At 60.1% G+C, this 16,637-nt stretch carries 17 protein-coding genes, 1 tRNA gene and 1 pseudogene; 10 read left to right on the top strand and 9 right to left on the bottom strand.

The features are described from left to right. Positions 1-373: 373 nt before the first annotated feature. From J2Y41_RS22255 to J2Y41_RS22245, 3 genes are read right to left on the bottom strand one after another with little or no spacing between them, the layout of a single operon-like run. Positions 374-814 carry a cupin domain-containing protein gene (locus J2Y41_RS22255; protein ID WP_309931765.1) on the bottom strand — a complete coding sequence of 147 codons (441 nt, stop codon included), beginning with the start codon at positions 812-814 and terminating at the stop codon, positions 374-376. Continuing rightward, a complete protein-coding gene (locus J2Y41_RS22250; RefSeq protein ID WP_309931763.1) occupies positions 811-1,719 on the bottom strand; it encodes a fumarylacetoacetate hydrolase family protein in 909 nt (302 codons plus the stop codon). The genes J2Y41_RS22255 and J2Y41_RS22250 overlap by 4 nt, the downstream gene beginning before the upstream one ends. 9 nt (positions 1,720-1,728) lie before the next feature. Then, positions 1,729-2,517, bottom strand: a complete 789-nt coding sequence (locus J2Y41_RS22245) for a glucose 1-dehydrogenase (protein WP_309931761.1) — start codon at positions 2,515-2,517, stop codon at positions 1,729-1,731. 502 nt (positions 2,518-3,019) lie between these two features. Here J2Y41_RS22245 and J2Y41_RS22240 point away from each other — a divergent pair. Next, the gene (locus tag J2Y41_RS22240; RefSeq protein WP_309931759.1) at positions 3,020-3,163 is read left to right on the top strand and encodes a hypothetical protein; all 144 of its coding nucleotides are present in this window, start codon (positions 3,020-3,022) and stop codon (positions 3,161-3,163) included. A 424-nt stretch (positions 3,164-3,587) separates the two neighbouring features. On the opposite strand, the gene J2Y41_RS22235 is transcribed toward J2Y41_RS22240, so the two are convergent. Beyond that, complete coding sequence (locus J2Y41_RS22235) at positions 3,588-3,812, bottom strand: hypothetical protein (RefSeq protein WP_309931757.1); 225 nt, start codon at positions 3,810-3,812, stop codon at positions 3,588-3,590. Between the two features lie 9 nt (positions 3,813-3,821). After that, positions 3,822-4,025 (bottom strand): SOS response-associated peptidase family protein, encoded by a 204-nt coding sequence (locus J2Y41_RS22230; RefSeq protein WP_309931771.1) that lies wholly within the window; start codon positions 4,023-4,025, stop codon positions 3,822-3,824. Here J2Y41_RS22230 and J2Y41_RS22225 point away from each other — a divergent pair. Then, complete coding sequence (locus J2Y41_RS22225; protein ID WP_309931772.1) at positions 3,927-4,163, top strand: hypothetical protein; 237 nt, start codon at positions 3,927-3,929, stop codon at positions 4,161-4,163. The two genes, J2Y41_RS22230 and J2Y41_RS22225, sit on opposite strands and share 99 nt — an antisense overlap. On the opposite strand, the pseudogene J2Y41_RS22220 reads toward J2Y41_RS22225, so the two are convergent. Beyond that, a pseudogene (locus tag J2Y41_RS22220) lies at positions 4,061-4,339 on the bottom strand (SOS response-associated peptidase). The gene J2Y41_RS22225 and the pseudogene J2Y41_RS22220 overlap by 103 nt on opposite strands. A gap of 861 nt (positions 4,340-5,200) precedes the next feature. Beyond that, entirely contained in the window at positions 5,201-5,905 is a 705-nt protein-coding gene (locus J2Y41_RS22215; protein WP_309931755.1) for a helix-turn-helix domain-containing protein, read from the bottom strand. A 179-nt stretch (positions 5,906-6,084) separates the two neighbouring features. Here J2Y41_RS22215 and J2Y41_RS22210 point away from each other — a divergent pair, with 179 nt between their 5' ends. The 7 genes from J2Y41_RS22210 to J2Y41_RS22180 all read left to right on the top strand — a co-directional run bounded on the left by J2Y41_RS22210 (position 6,085) and on the right by J2Y41_RS22180 (position 13,260). Further along, positions 6,085-8,637 carry a hypothetical protein gene (locus J2Y41_RS22210; RefSeq protein WP_309931754.1) on the top strand — a complete coding sequence of 851 codons (2,553 nt, stop codon included), beginning with the start codon at positions 6,085-6,087 and terminating at the stop codon, positions 8,635-8,637. A gap of 32 nt (positions 8,638-8,669) precedes the next feature. Further along, the gene (locus J2Y41_RS22205) at positions 8,670-9,653 is read left to right on the top strand and encodes a membrane dipeptidase (protein ID WP_309931752.1); all 984 of its coding nucleotides are present in this window, start codon (positions 8,670-8,672) and stop codon (positions 9,651-9,653) included. A gap of 26 nt (positions 9,654-9,679) precedes the next feature. Beyond that, positions 9,680-10,477, top strand: a complete 798-nt coding sequence (locus J2Y41_RS22200) for an amino acid ABC transporter ATP-binding protein (protein ID WP_309931750.1) — start codon at positions 9,680-9,682, stop codon at positions 10,475-10,477. Position 10,478: 1 nt separating this feature from the next. Continuing rightward, positions 10,479-11,123, top strand: a complete 645-nt coding sequence (locus tag J2Y41_RS22195; RefSeq protein WP_309931748.1) for an ABC transporter permease subunit — start codon at positions 10,479-10,481, stop codon at positions 11,121-11,123. Beyond that, positions 11,120-11,848, top strand: a complete 729-nt coding sequence (locus tag J2Y41_RS22190) for an amino acid ABC transporter permease (RefSeq protein WP_309931746.1) — start codon at positions 11,120-11,122, stop codon at positions 11,846-11,848. Before J2Y41_RS22195 ends, J2Y41_RS22190 begins: the two co-directional genes overlap by 4 nt. Positions 11,849-11,875: 27 nt before the next feature. Then, positions 11,876-12,733, top strand: coding sequence for a transporter substrate-binding domain-containing protein (locus J2Y41_RS22185; protein WP_309931744.1), 858 nt, complete (start codon positions 11,876-11,878; stop codon positions 12,731-12,733). Between the two features lie 134 nt (positions 12,734-12,867). Then, a complete protein-coding gene (locus J2Y41_RS22180) occupies positions 12,868-13,260 on the top strand; it encodes a RidA family protein (protein ID WP_309931743.1) in 393 nt (130 codons plus the stop codon). Between the two features lie 848 nt (positions 13,261-14,108). Here J2Y41_RS22180 and J2Y41_RS22175 read toward each other — a convergent pair. Then, a tRNA-Leu gene (locus J2Y41_RS22175) sits at positions 14,109-14,190 on the bottom strand. A gap of 198 nt (positions 14,191-14,388) precedes the next feature. Between J2Y41_RS22175 and J2Y41_RS22170 the strand changes: the two genes are divergently transcribed. Then, positions 14,389-14,994 carry an ANTAR domain-containing response regulator gene (locus J2Y41_RS22170; RefSeq protein ID WP_216923235.1) on the top strand — a complete coding sequence of 202 codons (606 nt, stop codon included), beginning with the start codon at positions 14,389-14,391 and terminating at the stop codon, positions 14,992-14,994. 133 nt (positions 14,995-15,127) lie between these two features. Here J2Y41_RS22170 and pyk read toward each other — a convergent pair whose 3' ends face one another. Then, the gene (gene pyk, locus J2Y41_RS22165) at positions 15,128-16,618 is read right to left on the bottom strand and encodes a pyruvate kinase (protein ID WP_309931740.1); all 1,491 of its coding nucleotides are present in this window, start codon (positions 16,616-16,618) and stop codon (positions 15,128-15,130) included. Between the last annotated feature and the right edge of the window lie 19 nt (positions 16,619-16,637).

Below are 16,637 nucleotides of genomic sequence, written 5' to 3'. Positions count from 1 at the left end.
GGCTCCATGCCTACAATCACCACCGAGCCCACACTGCCCTCAAGGGTCAGACACCGGCCAGCCGCGTCACCAACCTCTCAGGTCAATACACCTAGGTCGGGCCGGACCTGCAGGTCAAGCAAGCCTGGTATCCGGCCGCTCTCTAGTTTCCGCAGTTCTGCCTGAGCTAGTGTTGACTGCCGGCCTTTGCCCTCGGCGTCCTCCGCGCTCAAGCGGAACGCCACGACGTGCTGGATCATCAGTTTCTCCTAGTTTTCCAAGTGGGATGCTGCTTGGCTGCGCAGGCCCCGACGCGCGGGAGCCTGGCACTCATGGCAGCGCCCCCCTGCCTGGTTGCGAAGCCAGGCAGAGGGCGCGTGGACCGTCCAAGGGATCAGTCGCGGTAGTCGATTTTTATGTCGGCGACGTCTTGGTCTTTGAGGTTGACCACGATGTTGTCCGGCTGCCTGGTGGTGAGCCAGATCAGCTCCTTGGTCTTGCTGGCGTTTCCTTCGATGTGTGGCATGTGCGGGGGAACGAAGATGAAGTCTCCCTCGTCTGCGTAGATGATCTCCTCAAAGCGTTCGCCGAAACGGAGGAACGCGCTGCCCTGCAGAACGTAGCCGCCGGTTTCGGCGATGCCGTGGTGATGCGGATCCGATGCCTCGCCCACCGCTGTGTAGACCTTGCCGAACCAGAGGTGTTCGACTTCGGTGTTCCTGGGCGTGACACCGGCGAAACGGCGGGCTTGTGAGGTTTGATCCTGGTCCATGAATGGAAGAGCATCAGCCTTGGTTACGCTGGGGCGCTTGTATTCAATGCGCTGTTCGGTCATTGTCGTGATTCCTTTCGTGCTGTCCGCCGCAGAGCAGACATTTCAAGTTGTTTGGAGCTGTTTCTTGCGGGACCGTCCGACTGGTCGTTCCCGATTTGGATGGTGTTGCAAAGCTCGCCGATACCTTCGATGCGGGTACGAAGGACGTCGCCTGTTTGGAGGAAGCATGGAGGCTTCTGGACGAATCCGACGCCTCCCGGGGTGCCGGTCGCAATGATGTCGCCTGGTTCCAAGGTCAGAACCTGGCTGATGTAGCGCACGAGCTCCGTGACACTGAAGATGAGATCCGAAGTAGTACCGGATTGTTCGATCTGGTCGTTGACCAAAGTTTCAACCCTCAGCCCGGATTCAGGGTCGATTTCATCGGGACTGACGATGACAGGGCCCACTGGGGTGGAGTGGTCGAAGTTCTTGCCCTGGAACCACTCCGAGGTGCGGCGTTGCCAGTCTCTGATGCTCAGGTCGTTGATGATCGTGTAGCCGGCTACGGCTTCACGGGCCTGAGCCTCGTCAGCTCGGGTCGTACGTTTGCCAATAACGACCGCCAGTTCAGCTTCCCAGTCAACCTCCATACTTAGGCCCGGAAGGCGGATATCATTCCGTGGCCCGGTCAAGGCCGTGGATACCTTACTGAAGAGCGCTGGTACCTCCGGTGCTGCCTTCCCGACTTCCGCAGCATGGTCGAAATAGTTAAGACCCACGCAGATGGTTTTCCCGGGACGGGCAACGGGGGCCAGCAGGTCAGCGGGCGCAGGTGGTTCGCCTTCCCGGGAGGGCAGACGTTCCCAGTCCGGGATGTTGAGGAGGCTGCCTACATCTTCGAGGTCATAATAAAACGTCCTGCCGCTGCCGTCTTGCCGGAACGCGCGACTCTGCTCGCCGGACCGGACAGTGCCGAGCTTCATGGACTACTCCTAAACAAGGGTCATTCCGCCATCGATCATGATGCACTGTGCGGTCATGTAGTCGGAGTCACCCGATGCCAGGAACAGAGCAGTGCCCACGATGTCCTTCGGGTACGCTTTCCGGCCTCGGATAATGCCCTTTTCAAACTCGTTCAAAGCAGTGCCGGGCTTTTCGATGTCACCGATCGCGTACAGGTCTTCATCGAGCTTGTCCCACAGTGGTGTGGCGACGACACCTGGAGCGAACGCGTTAACGGTGATCTCGTGCTTGGCCAAGGCCTTTGCGCCGGACTGGGTCAGCGAAATCACGGCCGCCTTCGACGCGCTGTAAGGAGCGAAGGTGGGGAAGCCCTCGCGGCCTGCGATGGAGGACGTGTTAATGACCTTTCCACCGCGGCCTTGCTCAATCATCTGCTTGGCAGCCTCCTGGGTTCCGATCAGAATGCCCAATGCGTTGATGTCCAGCACCTTCCGGAAGTTGTCTTCCGTGATGTCCAAGAACTGCATCGGAGCATTGAAACCGGCGTTGTTGAACCACACGTCAAGGTGTCCAAACTCGGTTACAGCCGTCTGAATGGCCGCCTTCACCTGCACCCGGTCCACGACGTCCGCTACGGCATACGCGGCCGAACCGCCAGCATCGATGATGCCTTCGACAGCTTTTTTCGCCGCGTCTTCATTCAAGTCAACGACAAGAACCTTCGCGCCTTCCCGAGCGAATGCTTCACCGAAGGCCAACCCCATGCCGCTGGCCCCGCCCGTGATGCCAATTACCTTGCCTTCAAGCCTTCCAGCCATGAGAGCCCTTCCTCCTGCGCGTCGCTGCGCCGTTGTTCCGAACGTCAATTGATTGCTAACTAACGTTAGGCAGCAATGTAGCAAAGATCACGTCAAAAAGCAGCCCCATGCCTAAAAATTGGTCCCACCCACGAAGCTTGCAGGTTCCATCCACGGAAATGGGCGTCGAAGATGAGGCGCGGGCGGGTTGCGCCCTCTGGGGTCAGGTGCAGCGCTCCGCGCAGCTCAAGGCTGTCCCCTTTTGGTGTGCAAGGCGTCCATTCCGCCCGTCGGGCGGCCTATAGTGTCGCTCCACTGCAGTAGTCTTAGTGGAACATACATTCGAAAAATGTTTTGTGCGCGTGATAGTTGGCGGCCGCGTGATTGGTGCGGGACTGTCCTTGATGACAGTGCTGGTGGCACCGGTAGCGGTAGCTGCAGACGCCTCGTCTACCTGAGGGACTCCCGGGATCCGGCGCCGCTTCTGGCGGCCTTGGACCACGTGACGGCCTAGTGTGTCGGCGTGAAAGTGATCCTTACGTCGAGGCCAGCGACGGCCCACTACGCCATGTTGAGGCCGACGGCGATACCTACAACCCGGGCCAAAACAGCCGCCGAAGCACTCATCCCGGAAGGATCCAAGGCCACTACCATCCATACCGACTAACCGTCCCCGCAAACATTGAACGGCAGGCTACCGCGCCGTACAGCCTGGGAAGCCACGGAACGAGCCCTCGTCCCGTGGGTCGGACGAAGGGCGCATACCCTTACCGGATCAAGGGAATGAACGCGCGTCTGCCAAGACGGAACCGCGCGCTCTGGCTTACGACGACCTCAGCAGTGGGGCTTGATGGGATCGGGATAAGAATTCTCCCAAGATTGTGTCTACGCCACTCAAGAGGAATTGCCATGAGTCTTCGTTATCTGGCTAGCACTCCGTCAATCCATCGCTGCCAGTCCGCTGGCATGTCCTCTCCATCAGGCGGGCGGCTCTGCGAGAGGTTGCCCAATATTCCGGCGTAGTACGGGGGGTTTACGCGGCCCCCGTTAGGATAGACATTTTCCCATTTGGAGAGCTTCCAAGAGGTCAGCTAAGGATCAGCTCTGGGCGGCAGCCCTTGTCCCGCCAATGCCCTCACCTTGCCCAACGCTTTCTTGGCCGGCAGCCGAACCGGGTCATCGACTTTCAGTGGACCCGGGATATCGTAGGCGTGTTCCTCGATCCTTCCTGCGAAGATCACGATGTCTCCGGGGCCAGGCGCAACCGGGGAGAGGGTTCCGGATCTGACAGTTCGGACATGGCGGCCTTCCAACACGGGGGCTTCTTACTGCTCCGGCTCAATGAGTTCGGGTCCGTTGATGCGGACACTGTTTACGCGGGTGCTGACAATGCGGGGTGTCAGGGTCGACTCCGGCAAGGAATTGAGCAAGTGTTGGACGTCGGCCTTGGCGGTCAGGTCAGGGTCGAGCCATTCCTCGAACCGATCCTTGGGGATGATTACCGGGGACCGGTCGTGGACGTGTCCCAGCGCGTCCTGGGTGGTGGTAGTCAGGACGGTGCAGCTCAGCAGCCACCGTTCAGGTCGTCCTCCGGCAGATCCGGATCAGGCCAAAACTCATACAGGCTCGCGAACCCCAACAACGGCTCCTTCGCGGAGTACACGTAGTTCGGGATCTTCTTCCCGTCCTCAGTCTTCTGCCATTCGTAGTAGCCCTAGGCGGGAACAATAGCCCTGCGTTTGACTGCAGCTGACCGGAAAGAGGGCTTCTCCAGGATTGATTCACTCCTGGCATTTATAAGCTTGGACCCGATCTTGGCGTCCTTCGCCCAAGAAGGAATCAAACTCTAACGGGCGATGAGCAGGCGCCGGTCAATGGTGCCCAATACCTCCAGCCCGCTCACGACGACGACCCCGGCTACCGCTTCGCACGCCTCCCCGACCACATGCTCGGCGCAGGCATCATCGCAGGCTGGAACACCAACAAAACCACAACGCCCTGACTGCGGCCCTCGCAAGCCAGCTTGGCGGAACAAACGGTTATAAGCGGCTCTCTTGGTCCGCGCCTTGCTGGGCGAATCGGTGGCAACCCGCCGCCATGCCGGGCACAAAGACGTGGACGAAAACCGGCCGGATCGTGACGCAGATGGACGACGACGTCGAAGCCGAGTTCGCGCTGCAACAATTAGCCAGCCGAGGTCAGATTCAGGGCCAGCACACGAATGCAGACTGCCCCCTTCAACAGAGGCTGCCCCACGGCCGGCCGCCAACAGGGTCCGCCGTCACACCCGCGTGGGTTCCCCAAGCTGACCAAAGCTAAACAGGCCCAATCTTGAAGAGGCGCGACATGCCGGTAGCCCTTGTCGCGATTTCGAGGGAACCAGCATCGTCCGACCGCATATATCTAGTCGACCTCATAACCGTCTGACAAGGGAAAACCGATACGACGCTACGAGGGTCGCACTTTGCCCTACGGGGTGCTGAAGACTTGCGTGCCAACCAGGTTGGGCGCCCGAAAACCGCTCCTGCACTCTCAGTGAATGGCTGGACGCCCGCTTTCGGCGGCCGCTTTGGAGGACACCAAACGAGTCAGTTGAGCTGCGCCGGCGAGCCCGCCCTATCAAGGGACGAAGGTCGATGGCGGAGCCTTCAGCGCCGGGCACCTGTACGGTCATTTACCGGCTCCGGGCCCTTTTCGAAGCTCATCAGTCTTTGTTCAGTGCCGCCTCGATGTCCTTTCGTGCTTCGAGCAGTGTCTTGGCGGCGTCATCGACGTCCATGCGCCCGTCGGGGGCGACCGCGCTTAGTGCTCCAAGGCATTCGGTGCCCCGCATGATGGGAACGGCGACCGCTTCGACGATGTCGTCCATCCATTCTCCCCTGTGATAGGCAAAGCCTTTGCTGCGAATGGGTTCGAGTTGATCCGCGATTGCGCGGATAAGGTTCTCCGGTGCACGGGAGTCGAAGGCGATCAGCACGCGACCGGAAGCGGACTCGGTGACTTTCATGTGTCGTTCTGCATCCGGTTGAACGGCAAAGGACCGACGGGGTTCGTAACGCTCAATGATGACGGCTTCTTCGCCGTTCAGGACCGCGAAGGAGACGGCTTCGTTCAGCCGGTCCACCAGCGCCGGCATAGCGGAGAGGAGCTGGGTCGGCGCGCCCGCTCTTTCTATGGTGAACCGGCCGAAGAGGGAGGCGTTCCCCGTCAGGAGGTACTTTCGGTCGCTGTCCTGTTGCAACCAGCCGGCCTCGGCAAGGCTGGCCATGTATTGATGCGCAGCAGCCCGCGTCCAGCCGAGTTCCTGTGCGAGCCTGGACGGCCCGACGGCACGCTCATTTATCTGCACCAAGGCTTCCAATACCCGGATCGTCTTCACGACAGTCTGCAATGCGATGTCTCTGGCCATCGGCGCTTCCCTTCTCACTTAAGTCCTGACGCTACCTTCTTGGCCGATGATCCGGCCGTGAAGGCCGACGCGCAAATTAACCCCTTGGCACGTCCACGTCTCCACGCTATATTTGTGTCACACAATACACGACATGCGTCTAACAATGCATGACACGCAAGAATAGAGAACTCAAACTCATGGATGAACTCACTCTCGAGGAGTACTTCGCGCCCGAGCGGATGATGGACCCGCGGAACCTCGGGGCACTCCAGCCGACGCGTATCAGCGCCGCACGCAGTTTCCTGCGCACGATGTCCACTGAACGGTGGAGCATCCGGTGCGACTCACTGAAGCTGGATTCGAGCGGTAACGGAAGTGCCCGGTACACGGTGTCCACCCCCCGGGGTGCGCTGACTTTCGTGGCGTGGCTGCGGGAGCCGAGCGCGGAAAACCGCACCGGCCGGATCATTGGTACGTCTTGGGACATGCTCGGCTCCCTGATCGACGGGATCGCTACCGACGAACAGGTCCGGGTCACCGAGGAAGAGTTGCCGAAACTCTATGAAGGCCGCGCACCATCCGGCACTCTCATCTGGATGCGTTCAAACCAAAGCGTGCGTATGTTCCGCCAAGTCCGCGACAGCCTGGCAGCCGGAAACCAGCCGGACGCCGTTGCACTGAAGCGGGTGGGCTATCTCATGCGCAACACGGGCCTGGATGGAAACGGCACTTTTGGTTCAACACCCTTCGCAGCCCTTCCGGAAGACCACCCGTTGGGCGTGTCCTATCACGCACAGATGCTTTCGGCGTATCTGATGCGCGAACTTTCCGTTGACGTCGTTGAAGAACTGGCACGGATCGATGCGCCCGAAACGGCAGTACGACTCGCCCCCGCCGTGAAGCAGCTTATCGGCGTGGGCAACGGCTCCGCACTGGGCCTGGTCATGTTCGTTTACAACCGCCCATTCCTTATCAACGCCTACATCAACACCTATGTTGATGCGTTGAAGCACGTCCTGACCGCGCCCATTTCTGCCGGGGATCCACGATTCGAACAGCTCGAAAAACTCCTCGAAAGGACCATCCGCTACCGAACCCTCGAAGACACCCAGTACCGGGTATTTACTGGCAGTTACGAACTGGCATCGGACTTGCGGCGGGTCCGTGCAGTGATCCGTACCGCACGGCGCGGGACACTGCCCACCCAGGGCGATGAGACTCTACTCGCGGCCGCGCATCGGGCGGTACGCAGGAAAATCTCGCCGGAGGCCCTGAACTCGCTTCACACCTTGTTGCTCGAACTCGCCCCCGAGTACTGCGATCGGCTGGCTGCCACCCGTCTCAGGTTCGACGAATTTCTTTCCCTTGATCCCCGCACCCCCGTCTCAGCGGTCAGGCAAGCAGCCACAACGACTTTTGCCTGGACCCTTTCGATACCACTGAACGACGAGCACTACCGCGACAGGGTGTGGTACCAGTCGCGGGCAGCGGAAGAACCACGTTCAGGTCCCGGGGAAGAAGTTCCCGAAGCCCACGAAGTAGTACCCGACTACCCCACGGACGTCCGCACACTATTGGAGGCCATTGAGGGCCTGCCCGAAGAAACGCCCATCGGCGCAACCATCGCGGCGCATCCCCACCTTGAGCACACCACACGCCTTGTCCTGTCGTTGCGCGATCACCCCTATGCTGTTCCCCACGCCGATCCCCACGACATCGACTTCGTGCCGGTGTGGCTGGTACGCCTGATGAACGCCTTCGTCCATGGTCTGGACCGCACTGAAGACTACCTGAACCGTGCCGTACTCGGGCTCATCTATGAAGGCGCCCCCTACCGTGATGAACTCGAATCCGCAGACGCGACATCCTGGTGGTGGACCTACCACCCGGCACCATCCACCCCCGTCCCGGCTACAGACCCCGATGCAGCCAAGCATGACCCTGCCCTGACGCCGGGGGGCAAACCAGCCACTCTGACTCCGAAGCAGACCGTGATCCTACCCCCGCCCCACCCGGCCGAAGACCGGGTTACCGTGAAATACAGGGAAATGCGGCTGGCCGCCGGGCGGGCAATGCAAGCCCTGAACATACCGGCAGGTTCGTGGCAGGGCAGCAGGGACTTCTTCCTCACCGCTGTTCTCAGTGATCCGACGGTGATCGGCAGCTTTGGCCAGGTCCTGGCAAAGCTCCTTGACGCCGAGGGCAGCGCACCCTCCTGGAAAAAGCCTGTTCATTCGTTCGAGGGTCAAACCTTGGTGGTGGACTGCAAAGGACAAAGCCTCCTGGCGGTCGGCCATGTCGTTCTCAACCTCATTGCTGGAACGGCAACCCGTGAGGGTATACCGGTGCGACTCAGCGGAGTAAGCGAAGACGCTGCCGCTGGTGGCCTCGAACTCGGGTCGGCGCGATACGGCATCGCCCTTGACCGGCACCCTTCAACAGCAGGCGAATTGAACTTCACCGCAACCCTGGGCAACGGCGAAGCGAACTTGCCCGCAAAGTACCAGGAAGCGCTGGACCGCCTGATGCGCGACGGGGTGGAGGTTGCAGCCCAGGACTGGTGGTCCGTGTACTACCCAAGCAATGCCGGGCTGTACCCCGACACCCCGCTCTCACGCCAACACACCGGAACGGTGAAAGACGTATACGTCCCAGGCCAGCGGCTTACACGGCTTTTTGAAGCGGACGAACTCGAGAGTTTCTCAGACCCCGACCGGGACACTGACGTAGTCGTCGCGGCAGCAGTCTGAGCAGAACAGCAGAACCATCAAAGGACGCAATCATGATCTACGTAGACAGCCTCTTGTGCACACCACTCGAACGCGAACGACGCGACCATCGTCCGGCACTCGAGGAGCTCGCCGCCGGCAGGGTAGGCGCCGTGACCGTAACAGTTGGCTTCTGGGAGGACACCACTGAATCAATGGACCAACTGGTCAAGTGGCGCCACATGGCCGAGGATAACAGCGACCTTGTCGAGATCGCCTACACCGCGGGCGATATCCGACGCATCGCAGAATCCGGCCGCACGGCGATCATTCTGGGCTTCCAAAATGTGGCCTTCCTCAGCGGGCGCCTCGGTTACGTCGAACATTTCGCACGGATGGGAACACGCGTCGGCCAACTTACTTACAACATCCAAAGCGACATCGGAGGCAGCTGCTACGAGCCCACCGACTCCGGACTGTCCAGGTACGGCGCCTACGTCATCAGGGAAATGAACCGTTGCGGAATGGTCATCGACCTCTCACACGTTGGTGAGCAAACATCCCTCGACGCGATCAGCAAGTCGGAGGAACCTGTAGCTGTGACGCACGCCAACCCCTCCCAACTAGCACCCCATCCCCGCAACAAATCTCTGCAAGTACTCGATGCCCTGCGCGACACCGGAGGCATGATCGGTCTTTCGGTCTACACGAATATCGTCGGGGACTACAACACTCCCGAAAAGTGGTCGGAACTTGTGGCCTGGACCGTAGACCGCATCGGCATAGACAAGGTCGGAATCGGAACCGATTTCGACCAGACCGGCGGCAGCGCCTACCTGGAATGGATGAGGCAGGGGCGTTGGTCACGAGAAATCCAATTCGGCGCCGGAAACGCGTCCCACCAAGGGCCCACGGAGGCGGGCTGGTTCAAGACACCCGCTGATTTTCCGCTGGCCGAGCGCTGCCTGCGAGACCGCGGATTCTCGGATACGGAGATCGAGGGCATCATGGGCGCCAACTGGCTCCGCTACTACGACAAAGTTTTCCGAACGCTTTGACACCCCCAAGGAAGAGGCACAACGCCATGGCTACCATCGACACCCGCGTCACAACCTATACCGGGTCCACCACAAAACCATTTCTCCATGCAGATCACATCATCAAGCGCTTCGGCGCGCACCTCGCCATCGACGACGTATCGCTCGCCGTGGGGAAGGGCGAGGTAATCTCCCTTATCGGACCATCCGGGGCAGGCAAGAGCACGTTCCTGCGCTGCCTGAACCTCCTCGAAGTCCCCGAGTCCGGAGCACTCACCATCGGAGACCAAACACTGAACTTCGACGGCCAGACGCCCCGCGCAAACCAACTCATGGAAATGCGCCGCCGCGCCGGCATGGTCTTCCAATCATTCAACCTGTTTCCCCACCTCACAGCCCTGGGAAACGTCGAGTTGGCCCAGATGCGCGTACTGAAACGAACCAAAGACGAAGCCCGTGAACGGGCAATGGTGCTGCTGGACCGAGTGGGCCTCAAAAACAAGGCCAACTCATACCCCAGCCAATGCTCCGGCGGCCAGCAACAACGGATCGCGATCGCACGGGCACTGGCCATGGACCCGGAACTAATGCTCTTTGACGAACCCACTTCCGGACTGGACCCGGAAGTCGGAGCAGATGTCCTGGCAGTGATGCGCGAGCTCGCGGACACCGGCATGACCATGCTCATCGCAACGCACGAAATGGAATTCGCCCGGCGCGTATCAAACCGCGTCATCGTCATGGTCAACGGCGCCGTGATCGAGCAAGGGCAACCCGACCAGATCATGGCCGCACCGGAGCATGAACGAGTACGCACTTTCCTCTCAGCCGTCGTAGGACGCTGACATGGGCGACGCATTCATGGCCATCCTGCTGGCCACGGGAACCACACTGCTGCTCACCGTCTCATCCGCCCTTATCGGCATCATCCTGGGCGCTCCCGTCATGCTCCTGTCCCGGAGCAAAATACCGGTCCTGCGGTGGCTCTACAGCACATTCGTCCACCTTGTCCGGGGAGTTCCGGCCCTTGTATGGCTGTTCATCGCCTTCTTCGGCATTACCCAACTCGGTATCACCCTCAGCCCCATGGTCTCAGCCATAACGACACTAAGCGTGATCGCCGTAGCAAGCATGGCAGAGATCTACCGAGGCGGGATTGCAGCCATTGCAAAAGGGCAATGGGAAGCCAGTGCAGCCCTGGGCCTAGGCCCACTGAACACGGCCCTGGACGTCATCTTCCCGCAGCTCTTGCGGGCAGTAAGCCCCACAGGGGCAACGTTCGTCGTCGGCCTACTGAAAGAATCCGCATTAGCTTCAACAATCGGAGTCGCGGAGATCACCTTCGTTGCAGGCCTCCAGGTGCAGTACTTCGGTAACGGCCTGACGTTCTTCGCCTTTGCAGGACTTATCTACCTACTGCTGAGCCTTCCGTTGGGAATGTTCTCCCGGATGCTCCACACCCGCCTTACCAGGAGGTACGCGGTCCTATGAACAACTTCTCATGGCTGTGGGAATGGCCCACGCTCATCCCCGAACTCCTGCCAGGAGTTGGATCGGCCCTGCTGATTACCGTCGCCGCCTGCGGCATCGGCTACCCCATCGGGTTCGCACTTGCACTGCTAACAGACTCCAGGAACGCCCTGGCGAAGTGGATCTCCATCATTTACGTGGAACTCGGACGCGGCATACCAATCCTCGTGCTGCTCTACCTCGTCTACCGTGGTCTCCCACAGCTGAACATGCTCGTCGACGCGATCCCGTCAGCAATGTTGGCACTGACCATCTCCGCTTCGGCCTACTCCGCCGAAATGATCCGGGCCAGCATCGCAGCAGTGCCCAAGGGGCAGTTCGACGCCTCCGACGCTCTGGGCCTGACACGGGCGGATGCCTTCCGGTTCGTCGTTATCCCTCAAGCAGCAAAGATCTCACTGCCGCCTCTGGTCACGCTGACCATCACGATGTTCCACGTCACCTCACTGGCAAGCCTCATCACCGTCGCCGAGATCATGCACGACGCCTTCATCATAGGATCGGTCACCTTCCAGTACATGACCGCATATACGGCCGCCGCCGTCGTCTACGCAGGAATCGCCATCCCCGGCGCCATATTCGCCGGATGGCTGGAAAAGAAACTCGGGAACAAATCTGGCTCAACAACGACGAAGAAATCCCGTTTCCGCCAAGTCGGCAACCCAATAACACCCCACACCATCTAACCCCAGCATTTCGAACCAGGAGACACCATGAAAGCACTCAAGCGCACCGCGTGCGCGATCCTCGCCGCAGGCATGATCGCGTTGACAGGCTGCTCCTCAACCACCAGCGGGCATCAAACAAATGCAACAAACTGCAAACCAGCACACGACGGAATCCAGACCATCACACCAGGGGTCCTGACAGTTGCCCACTACGAATACCCGCCCTTCGCCTACGTCGAGGACGGCAAACTCAAAGGCCTCGAAGGCGAGGTCCTGCAGAAAATCGCCGACATGGAATGCCTAAAAATCAACGTTGTTCCCGGGGACAGCGCAGCGATGATCACCTCTGTGCAAACCGGACGCGCAGACACCACTCTCGGAAGCTGGTACCGCACCAAAGCCCGTTCCGAAGTTGTACGCCTCAGCGAACCTGTTGTGACCTCACCCCTGGCCCTCGTTTCAAAAACAGGCGCCACCACCGTAGACGACCTCACCAAACTCGGCTCAGTCGGCGCCGGGCAGGCCCTGGTCGGCGTCGGTGAACTCAAAAGCCTCCTCGGGGACCGCCTCAAGCTCTACCCCACGAACGATGCCGAATTTGCGGACTTCCAAGCCGGACGAATCCAAGCCATCGTCCTCGGCTACGGCGCCGCGATCACATCATTGAAAAAGCAACCCGTGGAAGGAGCCGAAATAAAGATCATCGAGGCCGACAGCCGCCTCTCATCCACAGTCAACGTCGGTCAAACCAACTTTCCAACAAAGCTCAACAACAACGGCCTCGGCCAAGCTATAGACGAAGACATCAAGACTCTTAGGAATGACGGTGCCATCGCCGACATCGCCAAAAAATATGGTTTCCAGGCAGAAATCGCTGACCCGGGCACCCCAAATCTTCTTTAGAAAAGCCGGCCCACCCCCACACAGGTGACCTTGGTTGGGTTCGTGTGCCGAATCTCCACCCGCATCCAACCAAGGCCTGTGTTCTTTGCAAGGCAGCAACATTCACCATCAGAGAAAAGGGTTACCCCATCCCAATGCAAGCCACCACGCCCACGGCGACCGTCCGTCGATACCCCCAGCATCCAACGCCAGGACAACTGTCTTCGTCGGTCTCTGGCGCAGGAAACATTCTGGTCACGACTCAAGTACCCATCGGCACCGACGGCGAGGTAGTTCCGGGCGGAATTGAACAGCAATCCCGCCAGGTTCTGCAGAACCTTCAAACCGAACTAGCGGCTGCCGGGTCGGACCTCCAACGCGTCCTGCACCTCACCATCTACCTTGTGAGCATGGATGACCGACCTGCCTTTAACGCCGCCTATTCAAGGTTCTTTTCCCCACCATTCCCCGTAAGAGCAGCGGTTGGAGTCAGAGAACTTGCCCGCCCGGACATGCTTATCGAAGTCACTGCCATAGCCGCCGCCTAGAGGCCCCTGACGTCCCTCGGAGCCGAATCCTGACCACTAACGACGCGACAGCCGTGCTCAGGGCTAAAGACGGTTACAGATCTCAAACCACCAATAGCTTCGGCGCAGGACGGACGAAAAGCCCGCAGCCCGGACCAGGGCTGACCTTTGACTGCGCGCGCAGTCGAAGGTCAGACTTGCTTACACCCCAAACTGACGTCAGAGCCGGCGAGGTTTAGCGTCAGATTTAGGGCCTGTTGAGCCTTTGTCTGACGGCAAACACCCGAGGTCATAGACCTCAACCGGACAGTCCGTCGGACTCGAGACAGCACAGCCCTGTCGCCCCGTCGCTGCAATGCGGCCAGCACCAGGAGAGAGACGAAGCGCCGGTACCGCACTATGGATTTCGCCTAGGTAATGTCGCCGCTGATTGCGGGCGGAATGAACACGTGGCGGCAAGAAAGAGAACAGACCGTGGTTAGAAACAAAACAGACTTAAGTGTGCACGCTGTACACACCCCCTTTGGCCCGACAAAGCGACTTCTCGGCGCCGTTACGGGAGGGAAATCTCTCGGCTCAACCCGACGAAACAGAAATCTCCCGAAGTCATGTCGTACCTAATCCCCTGGCCCATGAACATGTGTAGGCCACTCCAGACCTACCGGACAGAACAGAAAGCAGGAACTCGAATGACCCCAGCTCAGAGCAAGCGGAGCGCCCAACCGCCAGGACGCTGACCCCGCTTCCCTACCCAAATTGAACAGGCCGCACCCGGCGGCCAGGCACCAGCCGGGACTCCCAATCTGAGGGACTTGTCAACGTTTGTCAACAGTTAAAAGCAAAAACCCCTCCGAAGAGGGGTCATGCCGTGCCCGAGGTGGGACTCGAACCCACACACCTTTCGATACCGCATTTTGAGTGCGGCGCGTCTGCCAATTCCGCCACTCGGGCGCGGATTACCGGGAAGTTAATTCTCGCTGACTGCCCTCATTCCTGTGAGCAACGCGATCCTTTCCCAGCACGCGAAACTACTCTACATGCAGATAGGCTAAATCAAAGAACCGGGCACGCGAGTGCAACAAAATCATGTGCCGCAGCGGTCCACACTAAGATGGACATGAACCCGCCGAACCTTTTCAAGGAGATCCCGTGACCGAACAGACGGAGTCCACACCCGCAGCCCAGCCGGCCCGACGCGTCGTCGTAGCCGAGGATGAGACCCTCATCCGCTTGGACATTATTGAGATCCTGAAGGGCGAAGGTTACGACGTCGTCGGCGAGGCAGACAACGGCGAGAAGGCCGTGCAGCTGGCCGAAGAGCTGAAGCCGGACCTTGTCCTCATGGATGTGAAGATGCCCGTCATGGATGGCATCTCGGCGGCAGAGAAGATCGTCAAGGCCCGCATCGCCCCCGTAGTCCTGTTGACTGCTTTCAGCCAGAAGGAACTCGTGGAGCGCGCCCGCGACGCCGGTGCCATGGCCTACGTTGTGAAGCCGTTTACGCCGGCTGACCTCATCCCGGCCATTGAGATCGCGCTTTCCCGCCACGAGGAGATCAAGGCGCTCGAGAACGAGGTGTCCGACCTCCAGGAGCAGTTCGCCACGCGCAAGCTCGTAGAGCGTGCCAAGAGCCTCCTGACTACGAAGATGGGCCTCACCGAGCCGGAGGCCTTCCGCTGGATTCAGAAGACGTCCATGGACCGTCGCCTGAGCATGCGTGAGGTTGCTGAAACGATCATCAACCAGGTCAACTAGCACCAAGCAGCAAACGACGGCGGCCGGTCACCTACGCGAAAGGTGACCGGCCGCCGTTCGTGCCTGCTTAAGAGACGAAACAAGACAAAGCGGGCCCCGCCAACCGGCGGGGCCCGCTTTCAAACCGAGGGGACTATGCCCTGGTCTTGCTCTTCTTTTCGGGCCACGGACCCACAGGTTCCTTGCGCGACGCGTCAACCTTGGACGTGTCGGCGAGGTCGCCCACCTTGTGGACCTTCAGCGAGTTCGTGGAACCGGCCTGTCCGGGAGGGGAACCGGCAGCGATGACAACGAGGTCGCCTTCGTCGACGATCTTCATGTCCAGGAGGCTGCGGTCAACCTGTGCGGTCATTTCATCGGTGTGGCCGACGGAGGGAACCAGCACCGGCTGAATGCCCCAGGTGAGGGCAAGCTGGTTCCACACGTGCTCAACAGGCGTGAACGCGAAGACCGGCTTGACCGGGCGCAGACGCGACAAACGGCGTGCCGAGTCACCGGACTGGGTGAAAGTACAGATGTACTTTGCGTCCAGCTGGTCGGCGATTTCGACGGCGGCACGGGTGATGGCGCCACCACGGGTCTTGGGCTTGGTGCCCAGCGGGGGGACGCGCTCGAGGCCGTGTTCTTCGGTGGACTCGATGATCCGGGCCATGACCTTGACGGTTTCGATGGGGTACTGCCCCACTGAGGTTTCGCCGGACAGCATGACTGCATCGGCGCCGTCGAGAACTGCGTTGGCGCAGTCAGAAGCCTCTGCGCGCGTCGGACGCGGGTTGTCGATCATGGATTCCAGGACCTGCGTTGCCACGATGACGGGCTTGGCCCAGCGGCGTGCCAGTTCAATGGCGCGCTTCTGGACGATCGGCACCTCTTCGAGCGGGAGCTCAACGCCGAGGTCGCCACGGGCAACCATGATGGCGTCGAACGCATCGATGATTTCGTGGAGCTGGTCCACGGCCTGGGGCTTTTCGATTTTGGCGATCACCGGAACGCGGCGGCCTTCTTCGTCCATGATTTCGTGGACGCGCTTGATGTCGGAGGCATCCCGGACGAAGGACAAGGCAACCAGGTCCACGCCACGCTTGAGGGCCCAACGGAGGTCGTCCTCGTCCTTTTCGCTCAGTGCGGGGACGTTGACGGCAACACCGGGCAGGTTGATGCCCTTGTTGTTGGACACCTTGCCACCGACCGTAACGGTGGCGACGACCTTGACGTCGTCAACCTCGATGGCGCGAAGGGCGACCTTGCCGTCGTCGATCAGTAGGGCGTCGCCCACGTTGACGTCTTCGGTGAGGCTCTTCAGCGTGGTGGAGCAGATGTCCTTGGTGCCGGGGACGTCTTCAGTGGTGATGGTGAACGTGTCGCCAACGGCGAGCTCGTGCGGGCCGTCGACAAAACGGCCAAGGCGGATCTTGGGACCCTGGAGGTCAGCCATGATAGCCACGGGCTTGTGCAGTTGCGCCGCAGCCTTGCGGACATTCTCGTAGGTGTTGTCGTGCACGGAGTAGTCGCCGTGGCTCATGTTCATGCGGGCAACGTCAACGCCGGCTTCCAGCACTGCGAGAGTGTTGTCGTAGCTGGAGATTGCCGGGCCGAAAGTTGCCACAATTTTCGCGCGTCTCATATACCTACCCTAAGTAGTG

Origin of the sequence: Arthrobacter sp. 1088, from assembly GCF_031455315.1 — a bacterium.
Taxonomy (GTDB): Bacteria; Actinomycetota; Actinomycetes; order Actinomycetales; family Micrococcaceae; genus Arthrobacter.
Note: the sequence above shows the minus strand (reverse complement) of the source record. Positions and strands in the feature narration are given on the sequence as shown.

What these genes read in the sequence shown, in the direction of transcription:
- J2Y41_RS22180 (WP_309931743.1), top strand. Translation starts at nt 12,868, where the DNA reads ATGCAAGCCACCACGCCCACGGCGACCGTCCGTCGATACCCCCAGCAT.
- pyk (WP_309931740.1), bottom strand. Translation starts at nt 16,618, where the DNA reads ATGAGACGCGCGAAAATTGTGGCAACTTTCGGCCCGGCAATCTCCAGC.
- J2Y41_RS22200 (WP_309931750.1), top strand. Translation starts at nt 9,680, where the DNA reads ATGGCTACCATCGACACCCGCGTCACAACCTATACCGGGTCCACCACA.
- J2Y41_RS22205 (WP_309931752.1), top strand. Translation starts at nt 8,670, where the DNA reads ATGATCTACGTAGACAGCCTCTTGTGCACACCACTCGAACGCGAACGA.
- J2Y41_RS22195 (WP_309931748.1), top strand. Translation starts at nt 10,479, where the DNA reads ATGGGCGACGCATTCATGGCCATCCTGCTGGCCACGGGAACCACACTG.
- J2Y41_RS22245 (WP_309931761.1), bottom strand. Translation starts at nt 2,517, where the DNA reads ATGGCTGGAAGGCTTGAAGGCAAGGTAATTGGCATCACGGGCGGGGCC.
- J2Y41_RS22250 (WP_309931763.1), bottom strand. Translation starts at nt 1,719, where the DNA reads ATGAAGCTCGGCACTGTCCGGTCCGGCGAGCAGAGTCGCGCGTTCCGG.
- J2Y41_RS22185 (WP_309931744.1), top strand. Translation starts at nt 11,876, where the DNA reads ATGAAAGCACTCAAGCGCACCGCGTGCGCGATCCTCGCCGCAGGCATG.
- J2Y41_RS22255 (WP_309931765.1), bottom strand. Translation starts at nt 814, where the DNA reads ATGACCGAACAGCGCATTGAATACAAGCGCCCCAGCGTAACCAAGGCT.
- J2Y41_RS22215 (WP_309931755.1), bottom strand. Translation starts at nt 5,905, where the DNA reads ATGGCCAGAGACATCGCATTGCAGACTGTCGTGAAGACGATCCGGGTA.
- J2Y41_RS22190 (WP_309931746.1), top strand. Translation starts at nt 11,120, where the DNA reads ATGAACAACTTCTCATGGCTGTGGGAATGGCCCACGCTCATCCCCGAA.
- J2Y41_RS22210 (WP_309931754.1), top strand. Translation starts at nt 6,085, where the DNA reads ATGGATGAACTCACTCTCGAGGAGTACTTCGCGCCCGAGCGGATGATG.